The organism is Ruegeria sp. BHSA118 (genome assembly GCF_059613405.1).
The window spans coordinates 17,498-44,308 of record NZ_JBXWSM010000034.1 but is presented as its reverse complement, the minus strand read 5'-3'; the positions used below and the strand labels follow the sequence as shown (position 1 = coordinate 44,308).

Genomic DNA, 26,811 nt, shown 5'->3' with positions numbered 1-26,811 from the left:
GGCGAAATCGTCTCGTGCGCCTTCATCATTGACCTGCCCGAGCTTGGCGGCAGTAAAGTGCTGGAGGAGATGGGCATGGACGTGCATGTCCTGTGCGAATTCGAAGGACTCTGACCAGGAGTTTTTCACAATAACGTGACTGGAAATCGAAGACCGGGCAGGTTTAGCCCGGTTTTCGCGTCAATCAAGCCGCAAAACGGATCAATACAAGTGATCTTGTGGTCAGGCTGTCCCGTATCCCGGGTGATGCTGCTTGAAGCATTTCAACCCAGGGAGTAAAGCTCATGTTCCGCAAATTCGCCGCCGCCGGTGTCGCCTCGATCCTGTTCAGCACTGCTGCATTCGCCGATGGTCACAGCAAGGACATTGTCGACACAGCCGTCGCCGCTGGCAGCTTTGAAACACTCGTCGCGGCAGTTCAGGCCGCCGACCTGGTGGATACACTCAAAGGTGAAGGCCCGTTCACCGTGTTTGCCCCCACCGACGACGCGTTCGCGGCTTTGCCTAAAGGCACCGTCGAAAACTTGCTGAAGCCCGAAAACAAGGATCAACTGGTGGCCATTCTGACCTACCATGTTGTGCCAGGCAAAGTGATGTCAGGTGATCTGAGCGATGACATGACGGCTGCAACCGTACAAGGCGGCGATATCACAATCGATCTGGATTCGGGTGTGATGGTGAATGACGCCAACGTGGTTCAGGCCGACATCGAAACCAGGAACGGCGTGATCCATGTGATCGACAAGGTGATCCTGCCCGCATCGTAGGAAACAACTGGGCACGGTCCGACGCCCGGGCCGTGTTCACACTTTCAGGACTGCGCCAGGATTCATGATGCCCTGCGGGTCCAATGCCCGCTTGATGGCGCGCATCGCGCCCAGCTTGGCTGGATCGCCATAGCGTTCCAAATCGCTGGTCTTGAGGCGCCCAACCCCATGTTCGGCACTGACCGAACCGTCGAAGGCGTCAACCAGATCATGGACAGCCTGCTTGATCGCGCCTCTTTGATCATCAAACTCCGCTCGGTGTCGCCCTTTGGGCGGGAACACGTTGTAATGCAGGTTGCCGTCACCAAGATGACCAAAGCAATTGATCCGGAAGGGCCCCAGGCCCGCAATCAATTCTCTGCCTTCGCAAATGAAATCGGGAATTCTGGAAATCGGAATCGAGATATCATGGCTCGACACTGACCCGATCAGACGATTGGCTTCGGGAATGCGTTCGCGCACCGCCCACAAATCGGCCCGCTGCGCTTCACTTTGGGCGATTACTCCGTCCTGAACCTGACCGAGTTCTTCAGCGCGAACAAAGAGTGCCTCCAACGCGGCAAATGGTGATTGCCTGTCAGCCAGGCCCAGCTCGATCAATACGCTCCACTCCGGGGGCGAGGCGAACGGCTGACGGACATCCGGCAAAACCTCGGTCAGGAAATCAAGCCCTTGCCGGTGGATCAGCTCAAATGTGCTGACGGCCTCACCCACCTTGTCCCGCGCCAAAGCAAGCAGTTCGATCGCCGCTTCGGGAGAAGCCACCTGAAACACCGCCGTCCCGACACCGGCGGGTCGCGGGAACAGCTTGAGCGATGCGGCGGTGATAATCCCCAGCGTTCCCTCGGCCCCGATCAGCAGGTTGCGCAGGTCATAGCCGGTATTGTCCTTTCGCAGCCGGCTGAGGCCGTGCCAGATCTCGCCACTGGGCAACACTGCCTCAAGCCCCAGGCACAGGTCGCGCGCGTTGCCATACCGCAAAACGTTGACGCCCCCTGCATTGGTCGACAGGTTGCCCCCGATCCGGCAGGACCCCTGCGCCGCCAATGACAAAGGAAACAACCGGTTTACCGCCTCGGCTGCGGCATGAACATCTTGAAGAATGGCCCCGGCTTCAGCGACCAGAACGTTCTCGGTCGGAAAGACAGATCGGATGGCCGTCATCCGTTCCAACGAGATCACCAACGGCGCGGGCCCCGCCGACATCACCTGCCCGCCGACCAAGCCAGTGCCGCCGCCATATGGAACGATTGGAACCTGTGCGTGCGCAGCCGACCTTACCAGAAGCGCCACCTCTTCGGTGTTGCGCGGCAAGACCAGCAGACCGATCTGTCCCGAAAACCGTCCGCGCGGTTCTTCCAAGTACCGTTCTTCTACGGGGCGCAGCACCCCGTCGCCCAGTTTCGAACGGATCAGCGCGGCAAAACGGTCATCAGCGGGGTTCAAACTCATACGCCTTCAATGCCCAAGCGATGCGGGTGCCGCAAGCCTTATTCAAGATCAATCAGATAGCGCGGCTCAAGCACCACAACCGTGGGTCGGTCCGGAAGGTTCCGCAAGGACACGGTGATCTCCGACACCCCGTCGCGCTCGACCGGAAATGTATCCCTGATATCCACCAGGAAGCGATCCAGCGAAAACTGCGAGAACCAGTGCATCGGAATGATGACAGAACTTTTCAGCCGTTTCAGAACCGCAATCATCTCGGGCAGAGGCATGGTGGTCCCGCCATCAACGGCAGCCATGACCACATCCAGTCGCCCAAGCGCAGCAAACTGTTCATCCGACGGGACATGATGCAAATGCCCCAGATGACCTATGCACAACCCTTCAACTTCGAACACAAAAATCGAATTGCCGCGCTCTTCGACGCCACCATAAACAGACCGGATATCGGTCGAGACATTGCGCACCAGCATCTCCCCCAGATCCAGATGATGCTCGATACCTTTCCCGAACTCTCCCCACCCCGGAAGAACATGCGGGATGGCCGGGTCGGGATGCGCCGTCCAATGGGTGTCGTGGGCATGGTTCATTGTCACCACGTCGGGAATCAGATCGGCACTACCGATGAACCCGGTAAAGTCTGTCACTACATTCAGCCCGCCGCGAGTCTGGATCATGAAAGAGGCATGCGCGATATAGCTGATCCGCACCGAGAATTCCGGTACCGGATCCTGCCAGGCCGCCCTGTGCAGATACTCGATTCCGGGCGCCGCATCGGCAATGGCGACACAATGACTTGGCCGACGCTCCTGTGCAGCGGCCCCGCCCGAAATCACCATCAATGCCGCAATCAACCATCGCATACCCCGAGTGTAGCGCAGAACGACAACAAGTCATGCCCCTTGTTCATCTGGCCCCAAATATCCCGGGGGAGGCGCGGCTTGCCGCGACGGTGGCAGCGCCCCCTATCCCGCGTCGGTTTTTCCGCGCCGATCGGACCGCAGGCTGGCATACAGAACATGCGTCCGCCACCGCCCGTTGATTTGCAAATACGACTGCGCCACGCCCTCGTACTTGAAGGCCGAGCTTTCCAGCAACCCGCGCGACGCCCGGTTTTCCGGCAGGCAGGCGGCTTCGATCCGGCTCAGGTCCAAACGGGTAAAGGCATGATGAACCATCGCGCCGATGGCTTCACGCATATACCCTTGTCGGGCAAAGGCCTGACCGGTCCAGTACCCCAATGTGCCCGCCTGCGCGGGACCGCGCCGAATGTTGTCCAGCGTGATGGCTCCAACCAACACGTCATCCTCGCGGCGAAACAGAAAAAGCGGAATTGCCGTCCCGGCCGCTACAGAACGTTGTGCCCAATACACCCGGTTGGTAAAGGATTTGCGGCTCAGGTGGTCCTTGGCCCAGATCGGTTCCCAAGGCGTCAGGTAATCTTTCGAGGCGCGCCGCAACGCAGCCCAATCGTTGAAGTCCGAATGTACTGGCGGGCGCAGGCTGAGCCGCGCAGTCTCGAGTTTCAGCTTGCGTCTGCCCAACAGCATCACGCCGCCCGCCTCTCCTGTAGTTCGGCCAATGTCGGCGCCCCCGAAACCGGCCCGTACAGCGCCAAAGCGGCAGGCGCGTTTACGGCCATCTGCTCGGCAAATACGCGCACATCTTCGGTGCTGACCGCATCAATCCGGGCCACCGTATCTTCCAGAGACGGGACCCGCCCCCAGATCTGTACCAGCCGCGCCAACCGTTCGGCCCGGTTTGACGGGCTTTCCAGCCCCATCAACATCCCGGCTTTCATCTGCGCACGGGCACGGGCAACCTCTTCCGTGGTCATGTCCTCGGCGGCGCGCTTCATCTCATCGATGGTGATCGTCGCCAGTTCGGCCACCTGATTGGCCGAGGTTCCGGCATAGATCGTCGTCGTACCGGTATCCGCATAGGCACCGGTCTGGGCAAAGATCGTATAGCAGAGCCCGCGTGTTTCACGCACCTCCTGAAACAGCCGTGAGGACATGCCACCGCCCAATGCGGTCGAATAGATCTGCGCCGTATATATCGCATCGTCGCGATAGCCAGGGCTTTCCAGCGCCAGGGCGAAATGTGCCTGTTCCAGCTCTTTTACCTGACGGGCTTCGCCGCCGGTAAAGCGTGCAACCTCGGGGATGAGACCTTTACGGGATTGCAGATGGCCAAACATCTCTTCGGCCAGTTTCATCAGCATGTCGTGATCCACGGCACCGGCAGCGGACAGGATCATCTGATCGGGGCCATAATGCTCGGCCACAAACCCCGACAGATCCTCGCGCGAGAACGCACTGACCCGTTCGGATGGTCCCAGAATGGTGCGGCCCAAGGGCTGATCGTGATAGCTCTGCTCCTGCAACCAATCAAAGATTACATCGTCCGGCGTGTCATAGGCCTGGCCGATCTCCTGCAGGATCACGCCGCGTTCGACCTCGATTTCGCGCGGGTCGAAAACCGGGTTCAGAACGATGTCGCCGATCACATCCATCGCCAGCGCCACATCGTCTTTCAGAACGCGCGCGTAATAGGCCGTCACCTCGCGCGAGGTATAGGCGTTGATATACCCACCCACATCCTCGATCGCCTCGGCGATTTGCAGCGCCGAACGACGCTCGGTTCCCTTGAACGCCATATGTTCAAGGAAATGCGCGATGCCGTTCTGTTCGATCCGCTCATGCCGCCCACCGGCGGTCACCCAGATGCCGATGGCCGCAGATTGCAGCCCCGGCATGTGTTCACTGACGATACGAAAGCCGTTCTTCAGTTGGTCTTGTCTGACAGTCACTCGGCGATGTGCCCTTTGATATGATCCTCGATGGCGCCCAGATCGTTGGCGATCCGGGTGACCCGTTCCGGACGTTCATACAGATCAGACATGCGGGATGGAAGAGGCGGATGCACGTCGCTCGCCTTCTCGACCGCGGCGGGGAACTTGGCGGGATGCGCAGTGGCCAAGGTGATCATCGGGGTATCGGTGGCACGGTGGTCTTCGCCGACCTTGATCCCGACCGCAGTGTGGGGGCAGACCAGTTCCGCGCTGTGGGCAAGCGTATGCCTGATCGTCGCCAGCGTTTCGTCTTCGGACACCCGGCCCGAGTCGAAAGTCTCGCGCAGCGCTTCCATCGCGCCCTGGCTGATATTGAAGCCACCCTGTTTCAGCTCATCCATCAATTGTGCGATGGCCCCGCCGTCTTCGCCATAAGCATAATAGAGCGCACGTTCGAAATTCGAGCTGACCTGAATGTCCATCGACGGGCTGATCGAGGGGATAGTCTCGCCCTTGAAATACCCCTCACCCGAGAGGCAGCGATGCAGAATGTCGTTCTGGTTGGTCGCCACCACAAGGCGATCAATCGGCAACCCCATACGCTTGGCCAGATAGCCAGCGAAGATGTCGCCAAAGTTGCCGGTTGGCACTGTGAAGCTAACCTTGCGATGCGGCGCACCAAGGCTGACGGCAGCCGAGAAGTAATAGACGATCTGCGCCAAGACGCGGGCAAAGTTGATCGAGTTCACACCCGCCAGTTTCACGCCGTCGCGGAAGTCGAAATCGTTGAACATGTCCTTCAGCGCGGCCTGACAATCGTCGAAATCGCCATCCACGGCCAAGGCATGCACATTGCTGTCCGCAGGCGTCGTCATCTGGCGACGCTGCACCTCGGACACGCGGCCATGCGGGAACAGGATGAACACATCCACCGCGTCCAGCCCCCGGAACGCCTCGATCGCGGCCGAGCCGGTGTCACCGCTGGTCGCGCCGACGATGGTCACACGGTCACCGCGACGCTTCAGCGCCACCTGGAACAACTGACCGATCAGCTGCATGGCAAAGTCCTTGAAGGCCAGCGTGGGCCCATGAAACAGTTCCAGCAGGAAGTGGTTCTCGTTCAACTGCTTCAAGGGTGCGCGGGCATCATGGCCAAAGCCCTCGTAAGCGCGGGCGATGATCGCCTTGAATTGATCCTCGGCGAATGAGCCGCTGACATATGGCCACATCACACGGAATGCGATGTCTTCATAGGGCAGACCAGCAAGCGCCGCGATCTCGTCATGGCTCATCACCGGGATCTCGGCGGGCAGATACAGACCACCATCGCGGGCCAATCCGGTCAGCATCGCCTCTTCAAAACTCAGTTCGGGCGCCTGCCCACGGGTCGAGATGTATTTCATGTCGCGTCACTCTCAGAAGGGGCGCGGCTGCGCCACAGGAAGTACCCAGTCATCGCGGCCCAAACCAGGGCCAGACCAAACCAGGTGATTGCATATTGCAGGTGATCATTCGGAATCCCCGCCGTGTCGACCGGCAAAGGGGTGATGCCCGGATCGGTCTGCGACCGCGCGATCAGCAACACCGGCTCGGCCCCCAAGGCAGCGGCCAGGTTCGGAACGTCGCGAGCAAACCAGATATTGTCGTCGATATCGGGCTCGGGCGTATAGCTGTCGATCTCATCCGGCCAGTGCAGGTTGCCGGTGATCTCCATCGGACCATATAGGCGCTCGTCCTGCTTGGCCGTCACGGGTACAAAGCCGCGGTCAACCAGTATCGTCCGATCCTCGGTGCTGAAAGACTGAATGATGCGGTACCCTGCCCCGACCTGCTTGACCGAGACCAGAACGTGGATCTCGCCCGGTTCCATATCGCCGGTGATCGTGACCGGCAGGTACTTGTCGGCATCCGGTGAGATCGTATTTGGCAAACCAACCGGCTCCGCAGAAATCCGGCTTTCAATTTCAGCCAGTACACCCTGCTTCCATGCCAGACGTTGCACCTGCCAAATGCCCAGCGACAGCAGCACGCCCAGACCGGCGAGGCCGAAGATCAGCAGGAACAGAATGCGGCGCATGGCAGGATCGAACCTCGTTTCAGGAACCGGCGTCTTGTTAAGGGGCGTGTGGGCCAAATTGCAACCACGCAATTGTATGGGGCGCAATCTTGCGCCCGGAACAGAGAAAAAGCCGCCCCTCAAGGGCGGCTTTTGCAATTGGATCAGCTGATCGGGCTTACATCAACGGGGCCTGTCCCCAGATGTAGACCGCGAAAAACAGGAACAGCCAGACAACGTCAACGAAGTGCCAGTACCAGGCCGCCGCTTCAAACCCGACATGCTTTTCGGGTGTGAAGTCGCCTTTGAGGGCCCGGATCAGGCAGACCGACAGGAAAATGGTGCCGATGATGACGTGGAAGCCATGGAAACCCGTCGCCATGAAGAAGTTCGAATAGAACTGATCGTCGCCGAACTTCCAGCCCTCATGAGCCAGCAGTTCGTAATACTCAAACCCTTGCAGCGCGGTGAAGGCGATGCCCAGCACGATGCCGATGGCCAGACCGTTGATCAGCGCCTTGCGGTCGTTGTCATGAACCAGCGCGTGGTGCGCCCAGGTGATCGCGCAGCCCGACAGCAGCAGGACCAGCGTGTTGATCAGCGGCAGGTGGAACGGGTCAACAGCGTGGATGTCCGGCTGGATGTATTCGGTGCCGGCATAGTCGTACATCGGGTACATGCGATGTTTGAAGAACGACCAGAACCACGCAAAGAAGAACATCACCTCGGACATGACAAACAGGATGAAACCGTAACGCAGACCGATGCGAACGACAGGGGTGTGATCCCCCTGGCGGCTTTCGACAACAACTTCGGACCACCATGCAAACATGGTATAGAGAACTGCGACCAGACCGGCCCAGAACATCCACGGCGTGATGCCATGCATCCAAAGGACGGCTCCGAACAACATCACAAAGCCGCCGACAGCTCCGATCAGAGGCCAGATCGACGGGGCCAGAATGTGATAATCATGGTTTTTAGCGTGTGCCATCAGCGTCCCTCACCTACAGGCGTTAGTTCGTGTTTGTTTCTGCCTGCGCTTCAAGGGCGGCATAGCCCTCGGGCAGGTCGATTTCGTAGAATGTATACGACAGAGTGATCGTATGAACATACTGAGCTTCGGGGTCGTCGACAATTTCCGGGTCGACGAAGAAGGTCACCGGCATCTCTACGCGTTCGCCGGGTTGCAGCACCTGTTCTTCAAAGCAGAAACAGGCAATCTTTTGAAAATACCCGCCTGCCGAATAGGGTGCCACATTGTATGAGGCCTGACCCGCGATTGGGCGGTCGGTTGGGTTGTAGGCCTCATAGAACGCCAGCCCGGTCTCGCCGATGCGCATTTCCATCTCGCGAACGACCGGTTTGAATTCCCAGGCCATGTCCTTGGCCTTGGATGCATCAAACCGTACGGTGACCGTGCGGTCCAGAATGTCTTCGGGGGCGGCTTCGGCCACACCGGTTGCACCGCCAAATCCGGTGACGCGGCAGAACCAGTCGTAGAACGGAACCGAAGCCCAGGCCAGGCTGCCCATCAGGACAACCACACCCACGGTTTGAGCGACCGTTTTCTGAGGACCAGACAGCGCCATCAGTTCTGGACCTCCTGCGTGGCCATGTTGAAATCAGTGCCCGAGACCTTGACGATCGTCAGGCCAAAGATAATCACGATAAAGGCAGCCAGCGTCAGTCCAACGCCCAGATTGCGGCTGAACCGGCGCTGATGCAGTTCATGGCTTTTGCGCAGACTCATGACCATCCTCCCAAACCATAGGTCTTCAGCAAGGCTTCGGCCAGAATAGCGCCGAAATGCAGGAAGAGGTAGAGCAGCGAAAGCTTGAAAAAGCTGCGTTCGACCTTGAAGTTGTCGGCCTCCGAGTCATCCTCGGTCCGACGTGAAATTTGCCAGGCGCCGCGCAGGAACAACGCGTTCAACACCAGAGCCACGGCCAGATAGATGGGACCACCGATGCCAGAGAACGCGGTTCCCACCGCCAGTATCGCCAGCAGAGCCGTATAGACGAGAATGTGTACACGCGTTGCTCGGCGGCCGTGTGTCACGGTCAGCATGGGTACGCCCGCATCGTCATAGTCCGAGCGCATGAACAGGGCCAGAGCCCAGAAATGCGGCGGTGTCCACATGAAGGTCAGGGCAAACATCAGCCACGGCTCAACCGTCATGGACCCGGTTGCAGCCACCCAGCCGATCACCGGAGGGAAAGCGCCTGCCGCACCACCGATTACGATGTTCTGCGGCGTCGAGCGCTTCAGCCACATTGTGTAGACAACGACGTAGAAAAAGATTGTGAAGCCCAGAAACGCACCCGCGAACCAGTTGGTCGCAAGACCCAGCATGATCACCGACAGGCCCGAAAGGGTCAGACCGATGGCCATCGCCTCACCCTCTTCCACCTTGCCTGACGGGATCGGACGACCTTTGGTACGTTTCATCACCTTGTCGATATCCGCATCCCACCACATGTTCAGCGCACCCGATGCGCCGCCACCGATGGCGATGAACAGAATGGCGCAGAACCCGACAAAGGGATGGACCGGAACCGGGGCCGCCAGCAAACCGACCAGCGCCGTGAACACGACCAGAGACATCACGCGCGGCTTCAGCAGGGCGAAGTAATCGCCAAAGCTGGCCTCGTCCGCGTGGGCGGTCGCTGTGCTGGCATTGATGCTTGCGTCGGTCATCTCGGGTCCTTTTGGGGCGAAAGCTGCGCGGTCAGCCCGCACAGCCTGCATTTCGTGTCAGGCGGGCATAAACCCGCCCTCAGTGTGCTCAGTTCGAAGCAACCTGATAGCTTTGCGGCAGACCCGCATATTCTTCGATCGCGCCTTGCAGCCACTGGTCATACGCTTCCTGGCTGACGACTTTGACGGTGATCGGCATATAGGCGTGGTCTTTGCCGCAGAGTTCCGAACACTGACCGAAATAGATGCCTTCCTTCTCGGCCTCGAACCACAGTTCCGCCAGACGCCCGGGCACGCCATCCTGCTTCACGCCGAAGGACGGGATAGTCCAGGAGTGGATCACGTCAGATGCGGTAACCTGCATCACGACAACCTTGCCAACCGGAACTACAACGGCAGTGTCGGTGGCCAGCAGCCATTCGTCTTCGCTGTAACCCGCATCTGCCAGCTTGGCGCGCATGGCATCATCCAGAACAAACGGAGTCACATCCGCGTCGGCCGGGCGCGCGCCCTCGTCCAGAGTGGCCGGATGGCCCAGCAGGTAGCTGTCGAATGCAAAATCGTGATCGACATATTCATAGGTCCAGTACCACTGGTTGCCGACGACTTTGATGGTGATGTCGCCTTCCGGAATTTCCTGCTGTTTGAACAGAACCGGCAACGAAAACGCACCGATGAAGACCAGAATCAGGATGGGGCCAAGGGTCCAGGCAATCTCAACCGGGGTATAGTGCGAAAAACGTGCCGGCTGGGGGTTCACACGCTGGTTGTACCGCACGATGCAGTAGACCAGAAGACCGGCTACCAGCAGACAGATGACGGTGATGATCACCAGAATCATGCCGTCCAGACGCTGAAGTCCTGAGGCAAGACTGGTGGCCGCGGGCTGAAAGCCCATACCGCCGTCAACCGGCTTGCCAATAATCTCAAGCTCCTGAGCCATGGCTGGAAGGCTGGAGAGGGCTGTCATAAACCCTGAAAGCATCAAAGCATTCTTCATGTTCTGTCCTGATCGTTTGATCTTTGCGTCCCTAGCGAAAAGGTGTGAATCGGTCGCACCTCTCCCGTTGTCTTTGGCCGCGTTAAAAACCATATTCCGTCGGGTAGATAAAGCAAAATGCTTGCGTCAAACAGACGCTATTTTTGATCTGGATCAAACCCGAAAGGTCCCAACCCATGTCCGACGCCCCGTTTCGCCCGTTTGAAAGCGCTCTTCCGCATGACGAAGCGCTTGCCATTTTGCGCTCGGCCACGGACGGGGCCGAGGACGGAGAGCTGTTTGTCGAGCGGCGAAAATCCGAGTCTCTCGTGTTCGATGACGGACGTCTGCGCACCGCGTCTTACGATGCGTCGGAAGGATTCGGGCTGCGTGCCGTACAAGGTGAAGTGGCTGGATATGCGCATTCCACAGACGTCTCGATTCCTGCTCTGAAACGGGCGGCAGAAACGGCAAGACTGGCTGTAGGGGATGGCGGCGGGGTCTTGGCGGATGCTCCGCGCTCCACCAATACGCGTCTCTATACGGACGAAGACCCGATTGATTCTGCCGCGTTCCCGGTCAAGATCGAGGCATTGCGTGAGATCGACGCCTTCGCCCGCGATCTGGACCCGCGTGTGGTTCAGGTCAGCGCCACGATCGCGGCAGCCGTGCAAGAGGTCGAGATTCTGCGCCCCGATGGTGTGATGGTCCGCGACGTGCGCCCCATGACCCGCGTGAACGTGTCGGTCATTGTCGAACAGAACGGACGCCGCGAAAGCGGATCGGCCGGTGGCGGCGGCCGGGTTGGCCTGAGCGGGTTGATCGACCCCGCCGACTGGCAGGCCAAGGCACGCGAAGCCTTGCGTATCGCATTGGTCAACCTGGACGCAGTTCCTGCACCGGCCGGTGTCATGGAAGTCGCGCTTGGCCCCGGGTGGCCGGGCATCCTGCTGCACGAGGCCATCGGCCACGGCCTGGAAGGCGACTTCAACCGCAAGGGCAGCTCGGCCTTTGCCGGGTTGATGGGGCAGCAGATTGCTTCGAAAGGTGTGACCGTGGTGGATGACGGCACGATTGCCGACCGTCGCGGTTCGATCACCGTGGATGATGAGGGCACGCCCAGCGCACGCACGGTGCTGATCGAAGACGGTATATTGACCGGCTACATGCAGGACCGCCAGAATGCGCGGCTGATGGGGGTTGCTCCTACGGGCAACGGGCGGCGGCAGAGCTATGCGCATAAACCCATGCCGCGCATGACGAATACAATCATGCTGGGTGGCGAAGCCGACCCGCAGGCTCTGGTGGCTGATATCAAGAACGGCATCTGGGCCGTTGGGTTCGGAGGCGGTCAGGTGGACATCACCAATGGCAAGTTCGTTTTCTCGTGCACCGAGGCGTATCGTGTCGAAAACGGCAAAATCGGCGCGCCGGTCAAGGGCGCCACGCTGATCGGTGACGGGCCATCGGCCTTGAAGCGCATCCGCGGGCTGGGCAACGATATGGCGCTGGACCCGGGCATGGGAACCTGTGGCAAGGACGGGCAATGGGTGCCGGTGGGTGTTGGCCAGCCGACCGTCTTGATGGACGGGCTGACTGTCGGCGGCTCGGCCGCCTGAGTCGGACGCGGCACAGTCCAAGAGGCGCAGGGTTAACCCAGCGCCTCTTTTTTCGCGAAGATCGCCTTTTCTGGCCAAAGCGCCCTTTCTGACTGAACATTATTTGTTTTGTTTATTATCAATATGTTCCATGCTTTCTCCTGATAGAATTGCAAAAAATCAGTTCTAATTTTCAACGATTCACAAGCTGTTAACTGCCTGTCCCGTAAACCAGTTCTGCAACAAGGCGGAGCAACGGATGACCGAAGAGCAGCTTTCTTCCAATCACCCCCCACTCCCACCCACCACGGAAGAGGACCGGTTCTCGTGGCTTCGTCTGTTGCGTTCTCGCAAGGTCGGTCCGGCGACATTTCGTCGGCTGCTTCGCGAACATGGCTCAGCGCAGAACGCGCTGGCCGCGCTGCCTGAAATGGCACGCGCCGCCGGTATAAAAGGGTATGAAACCTGCCCCCCCGGCGTGATCGAGGCGGAACTCAGGGCCGCAAAAGCCGCTAAAGCGCGGCTTTTGTGCCTTGGGTCCGCTGAATTCCCCGCGACCCTGGTTGAACTGAACGAAGCCCCGCCGCTGCTTTGGGCGATCGGGGACGTTTCGCTGCTGCAAAAATCAGCGATTGCGATGGTTGGCGCGCGAAACTGTTCCTCGCTCGGCGCACGGATGGCACGTAGCCTGGCCACCGAACTGGGCAGCAAGGGGCACGTAATCGTCTCTGGCCTTGCGCGAGGAATCGATACAGCCGCACATATGGCCGCGCTGGAGACCGGCACGGTGGCAGTCATGGCCGGTGGCGTTGATGTGATCTATCCCGCCGAAAACACGGAACTGGCCCATGACATCGCGTCCAGCGGCTTGCGGATTTCGGAACAGCCGATGGGCGTGACACCCCAGGCCCGGCACTTTCCACGCCGAAATCGGATCATTTCGGGGCTTGCGCAGGCGGTTGTCGTCGTCGAGGCTGCCGCCAAGTCCGGCAGTCTGATCACGGCACGGGACGCACTGGATCAGGGGCGCGAGGTTCTGGCCGTTCCCGGCCACCCGTTCGACGCGCGGGCCGCCGGTTGCAATCTGTTGATTCGTGATGGCGCCACACTTGTCCGATCCGCTGATGACGTTATTGAAGCCTTGCCGCGGCAGGACGACCTGTTTTCCCGGCCAATCGAACCGCCCTCGGAACCAATCGCGCGCCCTGCAAGAGACCTGCACGAGCAAATCATCGCGCGGCTTGGCCCCTCGCCCATCGCCGAAGATCAATTGCTGCGGGATATCGCGGCCTCGGCCGGTGAGCTTGGACCGGCGCTGATCGACCTTGAACTTGATGGGCGAATCCAGCGTCAGCCCGGAGGTCTGCTGTCGCTGGCAAGTTGATCGAACCCCTCGTTCCGGCGTGCCCGGTTTCTGAAGATCTGTGGTAGCGCACTGAAATCACGGCGCTTTTCCATCGACGAAAGGAACGCATTGACAATTCCTGCTTGCCCCACACATTTTGCACCACCATAGAAGGCGTCAAATTCGTCGAGCGAGGTTTCCCCTTAAATGCCCGTAGTTGTTGTAGAATCTCCGGCCAAAGCAAAAACAATCAATAAATACCTGGGCCCCGACTACACGGTTCTGGCCTCTTACGGCCATGTGCGGGACCTGCCGCCAAAGGATGGATCGGTCGATCCCGAACATGACTTCTCGATGAAATGGGAGGTCGGGAACGACAGCCGCAAGCATGTCAAGGCCATTGCCGACGCGTTGAAAGAAGACAATGCGCTGATCCTCGCCACCGACCCCGACCGCGAGGGCGAGGCAATCAGCTGGCACTTACAGGAGGCGTTGACCAAACGCCGCTCGATCAAGAAGGATACGCCCGTCAGCCGCGTGACCTTCAACGCCATCACCAAGGACGCCGTGACCGAGGCGATGCAGAACCCGCGTCAGGTCGATATGCCGTTGGTCGAAGCCTATCTGGCCCGCCGCGCGCTGGATTATCTGGTGGGGTTCAACCTGTCTCCGGTTTTGTGGCGCAAACTGCCGGGCGCGAAATCGGCGGGTCGCGTGCAATCCGTCTGTCTGCGCCTGATCGTCGAGCGCGAGATGGAAATCGAGGCATTCAAGCCGGTGGAATACTGGTCGGTTCGGGCGCTGTTCGAGACACCGCGCGGGCAGACCTATGAGGCGCGTCTGGTCACGCTGGCCGGCAAGAAGCTGGACAAGCACGATCTGGCCAATGCGACACAGGCCGAACTGGCGGTTCAGGCCATCACCAGCCGCGCGCTGAGCGTGACATCGGTCGAGGCCAAACCCGCCGCCCGCAACCCCAGCGCGCCGTTCATGACATCGACCCTGCAACAGGAGGCCAGCCGCAAATTCGGCATGGGCGCGCGTCATGCAATGCAAGTTGCGCAGCGGCTTTATGAAGCCGGATACATTACTTATATGCGGACCGACGGGATCGACATGGCGCCCGAAGCCGTGGCCGCAACCCGCGACGCCATCACGGATCGCTACGGTGCTGAATATGTGCCGGACAGCCCGCGCATCTACAAGAACAAGGCCAAGAACGCGCAGGAAGCGCACGAGTGTATCCGACCGACGGATATGTCGCGCGACGCCAAGGCGCTGAAAGTGACAGACGAGGATCAGCGCAAGCTTTATGATCTGATCTGGAAACGCACCATCGCCTGTCAGATGGCTGCCGCACGTCTGGAGCGCACCACCGTCGAGATCGGCAGCGACGACGGTCAGGTCGGTCTTCGCGCCACGGGCCAGGTCGTAATGTTCGATGGGTTCATGCGGGTGTACGAAGAAGGCCGGGATGACGTCGCGGACGAAGATGAAAAGCGTCTGCCACAGATCACGCAGGGCGATCCGGCCCGTTTTGCCAAAACCTCTCTGAAGGATCAGTTTGCCAAGGCGACCAGCGACAGCGGCGACAAGATCGCGAAAGAGGCAATCCTGTCCGAGAACGAATCCGTTCTGGCCCTTCAACACCACACCCAACCTCCCCCGCGCTATACCGAAGCCACTTTGGTCAAACGGATGGAAGAGCTGGGGATCGGACGCCCATCAACCTATGCCTCGATCGTAACGACGATCCAGGACCGGGAATATGTCCGCAAGGACAAGAACCGGCTGATCCCCGAGGAAAAGGGCCGGATCGTCACCATCTTCCTGCTGAACTTCTTCCGCCAGTATGTTGGCTACGAGTTCACCGCGAATCTGGAAGAGCAACTGGATGACGTCAGCGCCGGGGACCGTGACTACAAGGATCTGCTGGGCAAGTTCTGGCGTGATTTTTCAGCCGCGATTGGCGAGACGTCCGAACTGCGGATTTCGGAAGTGTTGGACAAGCTCGACGAAGCTCTGGCTCCGCAGCTGTACCCGCCGCGCGAGGATGGGTCCGATCCGCGTATCTGCCCGAAATGCGGCACCGGTCAGTTGCATCTGAAGACCTCTCGTACGGGTGGGTTCGTCGGATGCGGAAACTATCCCGAATGTACCTATACGCGCCCGATTGCCGGTGAAGGGGCGGAAGGTGACGAAAGGTTGCTGGGCGAAGATGCCGGGGATGAGATCTGGCTGAAATCCGGCCGCTTTGGTCCTTACGTTCAGCGGGGCGAACCCACGCCCGAGAACAAAAAGCCCCCGCGCGCTTCCCTTCCCCGCGGGTGGAGCAAGGATGACATAGACCTGGAAAAGGCACTGACGCTTCTGTCCCTGCCCCGTCAGATCGGCGAACACCCCGAAGGCGGCATGATCAGTGCGAATTTCGGGAGGTTCGGGCCTTACCTGATGCATCAGCTGCCGGAGGAGGCAAAGCCGGTCTATGCCAACCTCAAGGATCCGAACGATGTGTTCGAGATCGGCATGAACCGGGCGGTCGAGATGCTGGCTGAAAAACGCGCCAACCCGGGCCGTGGACGGCGGGCCGCGGCGAAACCTCTGAAGGAGTTGGGTGAGCATCCCGATGGCGGCGCGATGCAGGTTCTGGACGGGCGCTATGGGCCTTATGTGAAATGGGAAAAGGTCAACGCGACGATCCCCAAGGACATCAAACCCGAGGACGTGACGCAGGAAATGGCCATCGAGCTTGTCAACGAGCGCGCAGCCAAAAAAGGCACCAAGAAAAAGTCCACGTCTAAAAAGAAAGCAACCACCAAGAAAGCAACAACCTAGGCTGAAAGATGGTCGGGGCTGAAAAAGGCCCCCCACAATCGCCGTTTCGATACTGCGGGGGGCTGTCAGCGTGTTACTTGGGCTGTGGGCCGCACCGCACTTCGAGCGTCGTCTGCCAGTCTTCCGAGCTGCTTGAGCTAGGATAGTAGCCGGGTGCGCTGCCTGAGTTCTGGGCAGCAGCCGTCAGGACATCGATGATCAGGGCTGCATTCTTGTCCACCCCCTGATAGCCGGTATCGCTGGCCAGAACGAAGGCCTCTTTGCCCTGCTGTGCGCACCGTGCGTTGGCGGTTGAAATTGCAGATTCAAGTGAAGACTTCTCAGAATATCCGGTACCAACAACTTTGATCTTGTTATCATCGAGCTGAAGTACCGCCGCCTGATCAGGCTCACAGGCTGACATAGCCAAAAGCGCAATACCTGCGGCTGCTCCGACCCAAATTCGTTCCATGTTTTCAATCTCCTATAACGGTACAGCGCTTATGCTGAATCGCCTGTTTCATTGCAACAACTCATTCTATTGGTAGAAATACCACCTACCCCTTGGTTTCATTGACTTCCCCGTGACGCGACGGCACAACCAGCCCATCACCATGTCATTGGGGGAGTTTTCCATGAAGAAAGTCTATGCCAATGCCACCGAGGCGCTCGATGGGCTGCTGTCGGATGGCATGCTGATTGCCGCAGGCGGGTTTGGCCTGTGCGGCATTCCGGAATTGTTGCTTGAGGCCATCAGGGAATCGGGCGTCAAGGACCTGAGCTTTGCGTCGAACAATGCCGGTGTGGACGATTTCGGAATCGGCATCCTGTTGCAGACCAAGCAGGTCAAAAAGATGATCAGCTCGTATGTCGGCGAAAACGCCGAATTCATGCGCCAGTACCTGAGCGGCGAGTTGGAGCTGGAGTTCAACCCGCAAGGCACTCTGGCCGAGCGTATGCGCGCTGGCGGCGCGGGCATCCCCGGCTTTTACACCAAGACCGGCGTCGGCACCGTGATCGCCGAAGGGAAAGAGCACAAGGACTTCAACGGCGAGACCTACATACTGGAAGAAGGCATTTTTGCCGATCTGGCCATCGTCAAAGCCTGGAAGGCTGACGACACCGGCAATCTGGTTTTCCGCAAGACCGCCCGTAATTTCAACGTTCCTGCCGCGACCTGCGGCAAGATCTGCGTGGCCGAAGTGGAAGAGATCGTTCCGCGTGGTTCGCTGGACCCCGACTGCATCCACCTGCCCGGTATCTATGTGCATCGCATCATTCAGGGCGAACACGAAAAACGCATCGAACAGCGCACCACCCGCAAGAAGGAGGAAGCATAATGCCCTGGGACCGCAATCAGATGGCCGCACGCGCGGCAGAGGAACTGGAAGACGGCATGTATGTGAACCTGGGCATCGGGATCCCGACGCTGGTGGCAAACTATGTGGGTGACAAGGACATCACGCTGCAATCGGAAAACGGCATGCTGGGCATGGGCCCCTTCCCCTTTGAGGGCGAAGAAGACCCGGACCTTATCAATGCGGGCAAGCAGACGATCACCGAACTGTCCCGCACGGCCTATTTCGACAGTGCGACGTCCTTCGCCATGATCCGCGGCGGCAAGATCGCTGCGGCGATTCTGGGCGCCATGGAAGTGGATGAGAAAGGCGATCTGGCAAACTGGATGATCCCCGGCAAGCTGGTGAAGGGGATGGGCGGCGCGATGGACCTGGTCGCAGGCGTCGGCCGAGTGATTGTCGTGATGGATCACACCAACAAGCATGGCGACAGCAAGGTCCTGAAGGAATGCACCCTGCCACTGACCGGAAAGGGCGTCGTTGATCGCATCATCACCAACCTGGGTGTGCTGGATGTGGTCGAAGGCGGTCTGAAAATCGTCGAACTGGCGGAAGGTGTCAGCGAAGATGAGCTGCGCGCCGCAACGGAAGCGACAATCGTTTCCTGATCAGTTGCAAAAGGCCCGCCGGATCACGGCGGGCCTTTTTAGTTGGAAGTCTGAAAAACACAGCCATCAGAGATCAAATCCGGCGGCGTCGTGCACAGGGCCCGCGCGATCTGGAACGCGGCGAGGACTTTTGGCACGTAATCCCGGGTTTCAGCATAGGGCGGCACGCCGCTGTGTTTGCGTACGGCCCCCTCACCCGCGTTGTATCCAGCCAATACAAGTATTGGATCATTCCCGAACTCTTCCATCAGCCAGTTGAGGTATTTTACACCGCCCGCAATGTTCTCAGAGGGCTTAAGGCTGTCCTTCACCCCGAATCTGGCCGCTGTCGCGGGCATCAACTGCATAAGCCCCTGCGCGCCTGCGGAACTGACCGCGTCTGTACGCCCGGCCGATTCCACCGAGATGACCGCAAGCACCAGCGCAGGTGAAACATTGGTTCCCACAGTGGAACGGAGGATATCTATCCCGCGTTCCTTTGCGATATCTTGCAGCGATTGCAATCGCGGTGATCTTACGTTGGTTGCGGCCAGGGCGTTGATCGCCGCGTCAAGCCGCCCGGCCCCACCTTCATCAATGTGCGGTGAAATCCGGTTCCAGAAAGCCTTGTACGATCCATTGGGGTCTCGTTTGACCTCCGCACCCGGCGCCGGAAGCGGAGCGACTTTGGTACGCGCGATGATTTCCGGCACCACCAGTTCAGTGCCCGTGCTGGGCGCTGAAGGGTTGGCTGCGTGTTCTTCCGGTGTGATCTGCACGGTCACACGCGGACGTTCACCGGGTTTTGGGGCTTTGACGCGCTTGTATACGCCGCGCGGTTCCGTCTCGGTCGCATTTACGGATGCAGTACCCGATATCAGAAACGCCAGCACGCCGGCGCATTGAAGTGCGTTCCGGAGATTCATTTGCCTGCCTCGTGTTTTCTTTTTAGGCGATTTGAACCCCGAATCTTCCCGCAAGGCCAGAAAAACAAAGCGAATTGGGGCAGTTTCGCCTCATTTGGCGCAATTTTGCATCGCTAAAGGGCCTTCGATTCAATCGCGGTGATTTTTTTACCGTTTATTTTCATGTAGTTATAAAATTTATAACCAAAAAGTTAAGCCGTACGAAAAAAAATCGGTGTTTGGCCCAATTCCTGCCACGCCCAACGGTCAAACATAGTCCCATACCGAGACGGACATGAGCGGACTGAGAGAGAAAGCTCTGAAAGACGCCGAGGTTTGTTAAACTCTTTTTGATCCTTTAGGAGGGACGTAACATGATCAAGTTCATCAAGAACTTCCGCAAAGATGAAGACGGCGCAGTAACTGTTGACTGGGTTGTTCTGACCGCAGCAGTCATCGGCCTGGCCGCCGTTGCATATCAGCAGATCTCGGGTGGCGCCACTGGCCTGGCAACCGGCGTAAACGAAGCGCTGAACGCCGCATCGCTGAGCACCGGCAGCAACACCGCGACAGGTGGTATCACCGGCGAAGGCAAAAGCCAATAAGTTGCTGACCTAGAGAATTTCCAAGGCCGCGCTCATCGGGCGCGGCCTTTTTTATGATCTGAAACTGCTCCATCCCAAGTTCGCTGGAGCCTGCTTGCGCTCAAGTTCCGAAGCCAATCGCGACGATCAGGGCGTTTTGCTGTAATGGCTGTGTTTTTCTGCCCCGATCAACTCAACCAACGTGCAAAACCTGCCAGGGTTTCCAAATTTCCCTACGAAATCAATATTTAGCCTAACTTTCGCCATCCATGCGAACCAGTTACAGGTCAGCCTGTTATTGGCACTGACGAGACGTATTTGGAGATAAGCACATGTTAAGGTTCCTTAATCAGTTCAAAACTGACGAAGCAGGAGCGGTGACAGTTGACTGGGTGGTGTTGACCGCCGTGGTCATAGGATTGTCGGGCGCGACCTACCTTGTCATCAGCTCAAGCGTCAACAGCATGGGCGGCAATATCAACGGGGCCATGAACAGCGCCGTCGTCAGCACCGGCTCCAACACTGCGCCGTCTGGTATTATCACGGCAGGAACAGCCGGCGGCGGAAACTAAGGTGCGGCTGGCGCACGCTCTGACTGGTTTCCAAAAACGTCTTGCTTAACCCTTTCGAAGCAAAGCGCTGTGCCCGGTGGGTGCAGCGTTGTTTTGTTGCGCTCGGTCCGTTGGCTATCGTGGGAAAAGGCCACATCAACCATGCGGAATTGTGCGGAAGAAGACGCAGAAATCTGACGATCAGGCATTTTTGTCCCACATTTCGACACAATTTGCGGTTAGCAAATAGGCTGTTTCAATGTGGTTCCTTGGCCGCTAAGTATTCGACCAAACAAAAGAATGAGGTACACGCATGCGAGCAGTTTTCGGACTTGTCCTGATTGTCGGCGTTGCACTGGCCGGGGGCGCCGTCTACATGGCGCGAAACTATATCGCGGCCTACCAAAACGAGCTGGCACGCCAAAGACTTGCTGCGGAAGAGGCCCTGGCCAATGCCAAAGTTGATGTTGTTCCGACTGTCACTGTCTTTGTGTCGAATCGCGCTCTGAAATACGGCGAGCCATTGACAGAGGAAGATATCCGCGCTGTTGACTGGCCGGAAAACGCGATTCCCGAAGGTACATTCACCGAGCTCACGGCCCTGTTCCCCGAAAGCGGCGCAAATGAACGTTTCGTTTTGAGGGCAATGGAAAAAGACGAAGCGATCATGGAGGTCAAGATCACTCGTCCGGGCGAAAAAGCCGGGCTGACGTCACGTCTGGAAAAAGGTATGCGCGCCTTCGCAATCAGCGTTGACGTGGCCTCGGGCGTTTCCGGATTCCTGCGGCCCGGCGACAGTGTCGACATTTATTGGACCGGTTCCAGTGGAACGGTCGAAGGGAACAGCGGCGGAATTACCCGCCTGATCGAAACCAACGTGCAGCTCATTGCAGTCGACCAGACCGCTGGTTCAGACGTCACCAACACAACCATTGCACGTACAGTTACAGTTGCGGCCACACCGGAACAGGTCGCCGCGCTGGCACAGGCCCAGAACACCGGGCGTCTTTCCCTGGCTTTGGTTGGGGTACAGGATGAATCCGTTGCCTCCACGATTGAGGTGGATCAGCGCAAGCTGCTGGGAATTCAAGAAGCCGCCCCGGAACCAGAGGCAAAGGCGGAAAAGGTATGCACAACGCGCATCCGCCGCGGTGGCGAAATCGTAAATGTGCCTATCCCCTGCACAAATTGACGACAATTCAGAACGTTACAGGTTCAGAGCCGCGCCCTTGGTGCGGCTCATTTTTTTGCGATTGTTGCCAATTCCCCACATAAGGAAGCTAACGGAAACCATTGATTATTGCAATAAATTCGGATTTCACGCAGTCTCTCCTCCCATAGGGCATAAGACCCAAAAAAACGAGGCGTGATCGGAGAGGCAGGTCACATGACAATACGTACCTGGATCAGCGCAACCCTGCTGGGGTTGTCGCTTGTTATGGGCCCAATTGGCGACACCGCCTGGGCCGAAACTTTGCGCGTGGTGAAAAAAGGGACCGTGGAAACACTGGACGTCCCGATGAACCGCGCAATTGTCGTAGAAAGCGAACAACCTTTCGCAGAGCTCAGCATTGCCAATGCCGGCATTGCAGACATCTCATCGTTGTCCGAGCGCACAATCTATGTTCTGGGCAAGGCCCCGGGCCTGACCACGCTGACACTGTTTGACGGCGCGGGCAATCTTTTGGCCAATGTCCGCGTCCGGGTCGCACCAGATGTCACGGAATTCAAGGAACGTCTGCGTCAGATCCTGCCCAACGAACCCATCGAGGTTCGCACAGCAAATGATGGCATTGTTTTGTCCGGTACGATCTCCAGCTCGGCCAAACTGGCGCGCGCGCTGGAACTGGCTGAACGGTATGCCCCCGAGCGCGTCTCGAATCTGATGTCGGTCGGTGGCGTCCAGCAGGTCATGCTGAAAGTTCGCTTTGCCGAGATGAACCGCTCGGTCGCTAAAGAGCTTTCTTCAACGCTTTCAGTTGCGGGCACTGATTTTGTCGGTGGTTTCAATCCGCAGAACCTTGTTCCCCCTGTCACCGTGGAAAATGGTGTCTTGTTGTTTGGCTTCGGGGTCGGATCGGCACAAGTCAACTTGCTTCTGCAAGCCCTCGAGTCGAAGGGCCTTGTTCGCAACCTTGCCGAACCGAACCTTTCAGCCCTGTCCGGTCAGGAAGCAACGTTTCTGGCTGGTGGTGAGGTTCCGATTCCGGTGCCGCAAGACGACGGTGTCGTGGCAATCGAGTACAAACCCTTCGGTGTGAATATGAACTTCATTCCGCGGGTTGTCGACGGCGACCTGATCAATCTGGAAATGGGCACCTCGGTTTCGAGCATCGACACCAGCACGAACTTCACGATCAATGGAGACACCGTTCCCAGCTTTATCGTGCGGGAAGCCAAGACCACAATTGAACTGCGCGACGGGGAAAGCTTTGCCATCGCCGGACTGCTTCAGGACAACTTTGTGGACCAGGTCAACCAAGTGCCGTGGCTGGGAGATGTGCCGGTTCTGGGGGCCTTGTTCCGCAGCGCTGATTACCAGCGTGAACAAAGTGAACTTGTCATCATCATCACGGCGCATCTGGTGTCACCGACTCGGGGCGAAACTCTTGCGCTTCCAACCGATCGGGTCAAACCGCCCAGCGAATTCGACCTGTTCGCGAATGGTCGGGTGGCGCGCACGCAGCGCGCGGGTGCCGGCGGAGCGTCAGAGGTTGCCAAACAGAGCTTCGGCAGCTCGTACGGCTACGTCCTAGATTGATCAGGAGGATAGGACCAATGCAGAAGTGGATCATCACACTGGGTCTTACGGTCGCCGTTGCCGCATGTACGCGCGAGGTCGGATACGAGATCGATGCCGGAACCTTTGGAAACGCGACATTGAACAATATCCAGGTTCAAAACGGCGAGTTGACCTATGCTCAAATTCTCGGTCGCAGATTTGCCGCGGATGTGCCCAGCCAAGTGAACTTTGCTTTCAACAGTTCGCAACTGGACGCATCAGCGCAAAGCATACTGTTGCAGCAGGCTGACTGGATCAAACAGTTCCCCGAAGCCAGGTTCCGGGTTTATGGACATACGGATGCCGTTGGGTCGACCAGCTACAACAAGAGCCTAGGGCTACGCCGCGCACAGGCCGTCGTCGCGTTCCTTGAACGGCAAGGCATCTCGCGTTCACGTCTTGAAGCCGTTGTATCCTTTGGAAAAACGCAGCCGTTGATCGCGACACCGAATCGGGATCGCCGCAACCGCCGGACGGTAACGGAAGTTTCTGGTTTTGTTGACCGTCACCCGCAACTGCTCGACGGTAAATACGCGAACATCATCTATCGCGAATACGTTGAAAGTGCGACGTGGAAGACCGTGATTGAGGATGCATCAACAACAGATGCGGCCAACTAGTGCCGCTGGCAGCGGTGGATAATACGTTTGAAATGGGCGGCATCGTCGCCCATTTCCCTACAATTGGTTCTTTTGCGCCCAATTCTTGCCCAACTTCAAAGCAACATTGTGAACAATAGGGTGACCTGCGGCCAAATTTGACCGTATTGGGGCGACAGCACATCAATCTGGCGGATTTCGTTCATATGACATGCTGAGCCCTCACGACGAGGATAGTGTTTATGACCAGCGCGACGCCGCAAGACGACAATACTGCAATCTTGGCCTGCACCATCAGTCGGGATGTTCAGAATTTCGACCTTCTGATCGAAGACATGGAAGCCATCTTGGGTGAGCGCTGGGGAGATCTGGGATTTGCAGAAGCGTTGGCCTTTTTCAGCCAACCCGAAGCTGAAACGCTGGAATTCGTAGCGCTGGCAATCGACGGAGAAGACGAAGACAACCTTTCTTTGCTGGGTGAGATAATCACCCAAGCCAATGAAAAGAAAGTAAAAGTTGTTCTGATCGCCGAGGATGTTACTCCGGCGTCTCTGCACCAACTGCTGCGCAAGGGTGCGGACGAGTTCGTCCCCTATCCTCTTCCCGAAGGCGAATTGCAGGAAGCCATCGCGCGCATGAAGCAACCTGACCCGGTTGCCGTCGCGCAAGCGGCCGCCGTTCCCCTGGCCGGTGGCGCGTCAAAAGAAGGCGCATTGTTTGTCGTTCAGGGCCTTGCGGGTGGTGTCGGCGCAACGACACTGGCCGTTAACTTGGCCTGGGAACTGGCCTGTGTCTCGGACAAAGAAGCGCCGACCGTATGCCTGATCGATCTGGACCTGCAATACGGGACCGTTTCCACTTATCTGGATCTGCCGCGACGAGAGACCGTGTTTGAAATGCTGTCGGACACGGATGCGATGGACAACGAAGTATTCTCGCAAGCCCTTCAAACATATGAAGAAAAGCTTCAGGTCTTGACCGCACCGTCCGACATGGTGCCGTTGGACTTGATCACTCCGGAAGACATTCAGCGCGTGATCGACATGGCGCGCGCGCATTTCGACTATGTCATTGTCGACATGCCAAAGACGCTGGTCCTGTGGTCGGAAACAGTTTTGCAGGCCGCCCATGTGTATTTCGCCATGATCGAGCTGGACATGCGGTCCGCCCAGAATGCCCTGCGCCTGAAACGTGCGTTGCAGGCAGAGGAACTGCCGTTCAACAAGCTGCGTTTTGCGTTGAACCGGGCACCAAAATTTACCGACCTGAACGGGAAAAGCCGCGTGAAACGCATGGGGGAAAGCCTTGGAATCTCCATCGACCTGCTGCTGCCTGATGGTGGCAAACCGGTCATGCAAAGTGGGGATCATGGTCTGCCTCTGGCAAATGCGGCCGCCAAGAACCCGTTGCGCCGGGAAATCTCAAAGCTGGCGAAGTCGCTTCACAGCCTCGGCAGCAGTGCCGAAGAAGCTGCGTAACATCATCCCAAAGGGGGGATAAGCCGTGTTTTCAAGATACAAAAAGCAACCCGCAGCGCAGCCCGTCAAAACGCCGGCACAACCGGCTGAAACAGCGGCGCCTTCTGCACAAGCGACGCCTGTTGCGACCGCGGTGGCACGCAAACCCGTAAAAAAGGTTGCTGGCGAGGTCGCAAGTTCAGACAAAGACCGCAAACGCAAGGCGCGGCTGGGTGAGATAAAGATCGAACTGCACCGCGAACTGCTGGAAAACCTGAACCTGGCCGCGCTGGAAAACGCCGGCGAAGCAGAGTTGCGCGCTGAAATCAGTGCCATCGCCAGTGAAGTTCTGGAAACAAGAAACATTGTTCTGAACCGCGAAGACCGGTCCCAACTGAACAAGGAACTTTATGACGAAGTAACAGGCCTTGGCCCGCTTGAGACGCTTCTGCAGGACGATACGGTCAACGATATTCTGGTCAACGGACCGCATCAGATTTTCGTCGAACGTGCCGGTAAGCTGGAAATCAGCGACATCACCTTCAAGGATGAAAAGCACCTGATGCGGATCATCGATAAGATCGTGTCCGCGGTAGGCCGTCGTGTCGATGAATCCAACCCCTATGTTGACGCCCGACTGGCCGATGGATCGCGGTTCAACGCCATGGTGCCCCCTATCGCGGTTGATGGGTCTCTGGTTTCGATTCGTAAATTCAAAAAAGACAAGCTGGGTATCGATGATCTGGTCAATTTTGGTGCGTTCACCGAGGAAATGGCTGCCTATTTGCAAGCTGCCGTGTCGACCCGACTGAACGTTATCGTGTCGGGCGGTACCGGTTCCGGTAAAACGACTACGCTCAACGCTCTGTCCAGCTTTATCGACGATGCCGAACGCATCCTGACCATCGAGGATACAGCGGAACTTCAGCTGCAACAGACGCATGTGGGCCGGATGGAAAGCCGACCGCCCAACGTGGAAGGCAAAGGTGAGGTCAGTCCGCGCGACTGTCTGAAGAACGCCTTGCGTATGCGACCTGACCGCATCATCGTCGGCGAGACACGCGGCGCCGAGGTGATCGATATGTTGCAGGCCATGAACACTGGCCACGACGGTTCGATGACCACGATCCACGCGAACTCGGCCCGTGACGGGATTTCACGTCTGGAAAACATGATCGCGATGGCCGGCATCGAAATGCCCATTAAGGCCGTCCGCAGCCAGATCGCAAGCGCTGTGAACCTGATCGTTCAGGCCAGCCGATTGCAGGACGGTTCGCGCCGCATGACCTCAATCACCGAGATTACCGGTATGGAAGGTGACGTGATTTCAATGCAGGAAATCTTTCGTTTTCAACGTGTTGGCCTGACACCTGACAACAAGATCATCGGTCACTTTACCGCAACTGGTGTGCGCAGCCACTATTCGGAACGCTTCCGTCTGTGGGGCTTTGACTTGCCAGCGTCCATCTACGACCCAACCACAATGTAG

26 protein-coding genes and 1 pseudogene are annotated in these 26,811 nt (G+C 58.1%); 14 read left to right on the top strand and 13 right to left on the bottom strand.

Annotated features, from left to right (window positions below):
* Nucleotides 1-114 (top strand): annotated as a pseudogene (locus AC2FNN_RS12045) (adenine phosphoribosyltransferase); the annotation flags it as partial.
* A 170-nt stretch (nt 115-284) separates the two neighbouring features.
* A complete protein-coding gene (locus tag AC2FNN_RS12040) occupies nt 285-767 on the top strand; it encodes a fasciclin domain-containing protein (protein WP_496758819.1) in 483 nt (160 codons plus the stop codon).
* 36 nt (nt 768-803) lie between these two features.
* Here AC2FNN_RS12040 and AC2FNN_RS12035 read toward each other — a convergent pair whose 3' ends face one another.
* From AC2FNN_RS12035 to coxB, 11 genes are all read right to left on the bottom strand, one after another.
* Entirely contained in the window at nt 804-2,219 is a 1,416-nt protein-coding gene (locus tag AC2FNN_RS12035) for an FAD-binding oxidoreductase (protein ID WP_496758818.1), read from the bottom strand.
* Between the two features lie 38 nt (nt 2,220-2,257).
* Nucleotides 2,258-3,076 carry an MBL fold metallo-hydrolase gene (locus tag AC2FNN_RS12030; RefSeq protein ID WP_496758817.1) on the bottom strand — a complete coding sequence of 273 codons (819 nt, stop codon included), beginning with the start codon at nt 3,074-3,076 and terminating at the stop codon, nt 2,258-2,260.
* Nucleotides 3,077-3,178: 102 nt separating this feature from the next.
* Entirely contained in the window at nt 3,179-3,763 is a 585-nt protein-coding gene (locus tag AC2FNN_RS12025) for a GNAT family N-acetyltransferase (RefSeq protein ID WP_117869702.1), read from the bottom strand.
* A complete protein-coding gene (locus AC2FNN_RS12020) occupies nt 3,763-5,025 on the bottom strand; it encodes a M16 family metallopeptidase (protein ID WP_496758816.1) in 1,263 nt (420 codons plus the stop codon). Before AC2FNN_RS12020 ends, AC2FNN_RS12025 begins: the two co-directional genes overlap by 1 nt.
* Nucleotides 5,022-6,410 (bottom strand): threonine synthase, encoded by a 1,389-nt coding sequence (gene thrC / locus AC2FNN_RS12015; RefSeq protein ID WP_496758815.1) that lies wholly within the window; start codon nt 6,408-6,410, stop codon nt 5,022-5,024. The genes AC2FNN_RS12020 and thrC overlap by 4 nt, the downstream gene beginning before the upstream one ends.
* A complete protein-coding gene (locus tag AC2FNN_RS12010; RefSeq protein ID WP_496758814.1) occupies nt 6,407-7,084 on the bottom strand; it encodes an SURF1 family protein in 678 nt (225 codons plus the stop codon). Before AC2FNN_RS12010 ends, thrC begins: the two co-directional genes overlap by 4 nt.
* A 157-nt stretch (nt 7,085-7,241) precedes the next feature.
* The gene (locus tag AC2FNN_RS12005; protein ID WP_496758813.1) at nt 7,242-8,057 is read right to left on the bottom strand and encodes a cytochrome c oxidase subunit 3; all 816 of its coding nucleotides are present in this window, start codon (nt 8,055-8,057) and stop codon (nt 7,242-7,244) included.
* A 22-nt stretch (nt 8,058-8,079) separates the two neighbouring features.
* Nucleotides 8,080-8,655, bottom strand: a complete 576-nt coding sequence (locus AC2FNN_RS12000) for a cytochrome c oxidase assembly protein (protein ID WP_496758812.1) — start codon at nt 8,653-8,655, stop codon at nt 8,080-8,082.
* Nucleotides 8,655-8,816 carry a cytochrome c oxidase system small membrane protein gene (locus tag AC2FNN_RS11995; RefSeq protein WP_162896804.1) on the bottom strand — a complete coding sequence of 54 codons (162 nt, stop codon included), beginning with the start codon at nt 8,814-8,816 and terminating at the stop codon, nt 8,655-8,657. Before AC2FNN_RS11995 ends, AC2FNN_RS12000 begins: the two co-directional genes overlap by 1 nt.
* Nucleotides 8,813-9,763: a heme o synthase gene (gene cyoE, locus AC2FNN_RS11990; protein WP_496758811.1), complete on the bottom strand. Its 951-nt coding sequence runs from the start codon at nt 9,761-9,763 to the stop codon at nt 8,813-8,815. Before cyoE ends, AC2FNN_RS11995 begins: the two co-directional genes overlap by 4 nt.
* An 88-nt stretch (nt 9,764-9,851) precedes the next feature.
* Nucleotides 9,852-10,763 carry a cytochrome c oxidase subunit II gene (gene coxB, locus AC2FNN_RS11985; RefSeq protein ID WP_496758810.1) on the bottom strand — a complete coding sequence of 304 codons (912 nt, stop codon included), beginning with the start codon at nt 10,761-10,763 and terminating at the stop codon, nt 9,852-9,854.
* A gap of 176 nt (nt 10,764-10,939) precedes the next feature.
* Here coxB and tldD point away from each other — a divergent pair, with 176 nt between their 5' ends.
* From tldD to topA, 3 genes are all read left to right on the top strand, one after another.
* The gene (tldD, locus tag AC2FNN_RS11980; protein ID WP_496758809.1) at nt 10,940-12,361 is read left to right on the top strand and encodes a metalloprotease TldD; all 1,422 of its coding nucleotides are present in this window, start codon (nt 10,940-10,942) and stop codon (nt 12,359-12,361) included.
* Nucleotides 12,362-12,599: 238 nt separating this feature from the next.
* The gene (gene dprA, locus AC2FNN_RS11975) at nt 12,600-13,724 is read left to right on the top strand and encodes a DNA-processing protein DprA (RefSeq protein ID WP_496758808.1); all 1,125 of its coding nucleotides are present in this window, start codon (nt 12,600-12,602) and stop codon (nt 13,722-13,724) included.
* A gap of 168 nt (nt 13,725-13,892) precedes the next feature.
* On the top strand, nt 13,893-16,520 hold the full coding sequence (gene topA, locus AC2FNN_RS11970; protein ID WP_496758807.1) for a type I DNA topoisomerase: 2,628 nt from the start codon (nt 13,893-13,895) through the stop codon (nt 16,518-16,520).
* Between the two features lie 73 nt (nt 16,521-16,593).
* Here topA and AC2FNN_RS11965 read toward each other — a convergent pair whose 3' ends face one another.
* Nucleotides 16,594-16,971, bottom strand: a complete 378-nt coding sequence (locus AC2FNN_RS11965) for a hypothetical protein (protein ID WP_496758806.1) — start codon at nt 16,969-16,971, stop codon at nt 16,594-16,596.
* A gap of 163 nt (nt 16,972-17,134) precedes the next feature.
* On the opposite strand from AC2FNN_RS11965, the gene AC2FNN_RS11960 reads away from it, so the two are divergent.
* Both AC2FNN_RS11960 and AC2FNN_RS11955 read left to right on the top strand, forming a co-directional pair.
* Nucleotides 17,135-17,839, top strand: a complete 705-nt coding sequence (locus AC2FNN_RS11960; protein WP_171636867.1) for a CoA transferase subunit A — start codon at nt 17,135-17,137, stop codon at nt 17,837-17,839.
* A complete protein-coding gene (locus tag AC2FNN_RS11955; RefSeq protein ID WP_152457252.1) occupies nt 17,839-18,465 on the top strand; it encodes a CoA transferase subunit B in 627 nt (208 codons plus the stop codon). The genes AC2FNN_RS11960 and AC2FNN_RS11955 overlap by 1 nt, the downstream gene beginning before the upstream one ends.
* Nucleotides 18,466-18,503: 38 nt before the next feature.
* On the opposite strand, the gene AC2FNN_RS11950 is transcribed toward AC2FNN_RS11955, so the two are convergent.
* Nucleotides 18,504-19,370, bottom strand: a complete 867-nt coding sequence (locus AC2FNN_RS11950) for a lytic transglycosylase domain-containing protein (RefSeq protein ID WP_496758805.1) — start codon at nt 19,368-19,370, stop codon at nt 18,504-18,506.
* A 353-nt stretch (nt 19,371-19,723) separates the two neighbouring features.
* Between AC2FNN_RS11950 and AC2FNN_RS11945 the strand changes: the two genes are divergently transcribed.
* From AC2FNN_RS11945 to AC2FNN_RS11915, 7 genes are all read left to right on the top strand, one after another.
* The gene (locus tag AC2FNN_RS11945) at nt 19,724-19,954 is read left to right on the top strand and encodes a Flp family type IVb pilin (protein ID WP_496758804.1); all 231 of its coding nucleotides are present in this window, start codon (nt 19,724-19,726) and stop codon (nt 19,952-19,954) included.
* Nucleotides 19,955-20,265: 311 nt separating this feature from the next.
* Nucleotides 20,266-20,505, top strand: a complete 240-nt coding sequence (locus AC2FNN_RS11940; protein ID WP_224857494.1) for a hypothetical protein — start codon at nt 20,266-20,268, stop codon at nt 20,503-20,505.
* A 292-nt stretch (nt 20,506-20,797) separates the two neighbouring features.
* Nucleotides 20,798-21,676, top strand: a complete 879-nt coding sequence (gene cpaB / locus AC2FNN_RS11935; protein ID WP_496758803.1) for a Flp pilus assembly protein CpaB — start codon at nt 20,798-20,800, stop codon at nt 21,674-21,676.
* A gap of 195 nt (nt 21,677-21,871) precedes the next feature.
* The gene (locus tag AC2FNN_RS11930; RefSeq protein ID WP_496758802.1) at nt 21,872-23,245 is read left to right on the top strand and encodes a type II and III secretion system protein family protein; all 1,374 of its coding nucleotides are present in this window, start codon (nt 21,872-21,874) and stop codon (nt 23,243-23,245) included.
* A 17-nt stretch (nt 23,246-23,262) separates the two neighbouring features.
* The gene (locus AC2FNN_RS11925; protein WP_496758801.1) at nt 23,263-23,886 is read left to right on the top strand and encodes an OmpA family protein; all 624 of its coding nucleotides are present in this window, start codon (nt 23,263-23,265) and stop codon (nt 23,884-23,886) included.
* Between the two features lie 221 nt (nt 23,887-24,107).
* Nucleotides 24,108-25,343: a CpaE/TadZ family protein gene (locus AC2FNN_RS11920; protein WP_496758800.1), complete on the top strand. Its 1,236-nt coding sequence runs from the start codon at nt 24,108-24,110 to the stop codon at nt 25,341-25,343.
* A gap of 25 nt (nt 25,344-25,368) precedes the next feature.
* Entirely contained in the window at nt 25,369-26,811 is a 1,443-nt protein-coding gene (locus AC2FNN_RS11915) for a TadA family conjugal transfer-associated ATPase (protein WP_496758799.1), read from the top strand.

What these genes read in the sequence shown, in the direction of transcription:
- AC2FNN_RS12040 (WP_496758819.1), top strand. Translation starts at nt 285, where the DNA reads ATGTTCCGCAAATTCGCCGCCGCCGGTGTCGCCTCGATCCTGTTCAGC.
- AC2FNN_RS12035 (WP_496758818.1), bottom strand. Translation starts at nt 2,219, where the DNA reads ATGAGTTTGAACCCCGCTGATGACCGTTTTGCCGCGCTGATCCGTTCG.
- AC2FNN_RS12030 (WP_496758817.1), bottom strand. Translation starts at nt 3,076, where the DNA reads ATGCGATGGTTGATTGCGGCATTGATGGTGATTTCGGGCGGGGCCGCT.
- AC2FNN_RS12025 (WP_117869702.1), bottom strand. Translation starts at nt 3,763, where the DNA reads ATGCTGTTGGGCAGACGCAAGCTGAAACTCGAGACTGCGCGGCTCAGC.
- thrC (WP_496758815.1), bottom strand. Translation starts at nt 6,410, where the DNA reads ATGAAATACATCTCGACCCGTGGGCAGGCGCCCGAACTGAGTTTTGAA.
- AC2FNN_RS12010 (WP_496758814.1), bottom strand. Translation starts at nt 7,084, where the DNA reads ATGCGCCGCATTCTGTTCCTGCTGATCTTCGGCCTCGCCGGTCTGGGC.
- AC2FNN_RS12005 (WP_496758813.1), bottom strand. Translation starts at nt 8,057, where the DNA reads ATGGCACACGCTAAAAACCATGATTATCACATTCTGGCCCCGTCGATC.
- AC2FNN_RS12000 (WP_496758812.1), bottom strand. Translation starts at nt 8,655, where the DNA reads ATGGCGCTGTCTGGTCCTCAGAAAACGGTCGCTCAAACCGTGGGTGTG.
- AC2FNN_RS11995 (WP_162896804.1), bottom strand. Translation starts at nt 8,816, where the DNA reads ATGAGTCTGCGCAAAAGCCATGAACTGCATCAGCGCCGGTTCAGCCGC.
- cyoE (WP_496758811.1), bottom strand. Translation starts at nt 9,763, where the DNA reads ATGACCGACGCAAGCATCAATGCCAGCACAGCGACCGCCCACGCGGAC.
- coxB (WP_496758810.1), bottom strand. Translation starts at nt 10,763, where the DNA reads ATGAAGAATGCTTTGATGCTTTCAGGGTTTATGACAGCCCTCTCCAGC.
- tldD (WP_496758809.1), top strand. Translation starts at nt 10,940, where the DNA reads ATGTCCGACGCCCCGTTTCGCCCGTTTGAAAGCGCTCTTCCGCATGAC.
- dprA (WP_496758808.1), top strand. Translation starts at nt 12,600, where the DNA reads ATGACCGAAGAGCAGCTTTCTTCCAATCACCCCCCACTCCCACCCACC.
- topA (WP_496758807.1), top strand. Translation starts at nt 13,893, where the DNA reads ATGCCCGTAGTTGTTGTAGAATCTCCGGCCAAAGCAAAAACAATCAAT.
- AC2FNN_RS11965 (WP_496758806.1), bottom strand. Translation starts at nt 16,971, where the DNA reads ATGGAACGAATTTGGGTCGGAGCAGCCGCAGGTATTGCGCTTTTGGCT.
- AC2FNN_RS11960 (WP_171636867.1), top strand. Translation starts at nt 17,135, where the DNA reads ATGAAGAAAGTCTATGCCAATGCCACCGAGGCGCTCGATGGGCTGCTG.
- AC2FNN_RS11955 (WP_152457252.1), top strand. Translation starts at nt 17,839, where the DNA reads ATGCCCTGGGACCGCAATCAGATGGCCGCACGCGCGGCAGAGGAACTG.
- AC2FNN_RS11950 (WP_496758805.1), bottom strand. Translation starts at nt 19,370, where the DNA reads ATGAATCTCCGGAACGCACTTCAATGCGCCGGCGTGCTGGCGTTTCTG.
- AC2FNN_RS11945 (WP_496758804.1), top strand. Translation starts at nt 19,724, where the DNA reads ATGATCAAGTTCATCAAGAACTTCCGCAAAGATGAAGACGGCGCAGTA.
- AC2FNN_RS11940 (WP_224857494.1), top strand. Translation starts at nt 20,266, where the DNA reads ATGTTAAGGTTCCTTAATCAGTTCAAAACTGACGAAGCAGGAGCGGTG.
- cpaB (WP_496758803.1), top strand. Translation starts at nt 20,798, where the DNA reads ATGCGAGCAGTTTTCGGACTTGTCCTGATTGTCGGCGTTGCACTGGCC.
- AC2FNN_RS11930 (WP_496758802.1), top strand. Translation starts at nt 21,872, where the DNA reads ATGACAATACGTACCTGGATCAGCGCAACCCTGCTGGGGTTGTCGCTT.
- AC2FNN_RS11925 (WP_496758801.1), top strand. Translation starts at nt 23,263, where the DNA reads ATGCAGAAGTGGATCATCACACTGGGTCTTACGGTCGCCGTTGCCGCA.
- AC2FNN_RS11920 (WP_496758800.1), top strand. Translation starts at nt 24,108, where the DNA reads ATGACCAGCGCGACGCCGCAAGACGACAATACTGCAATCTTGGCCTGC.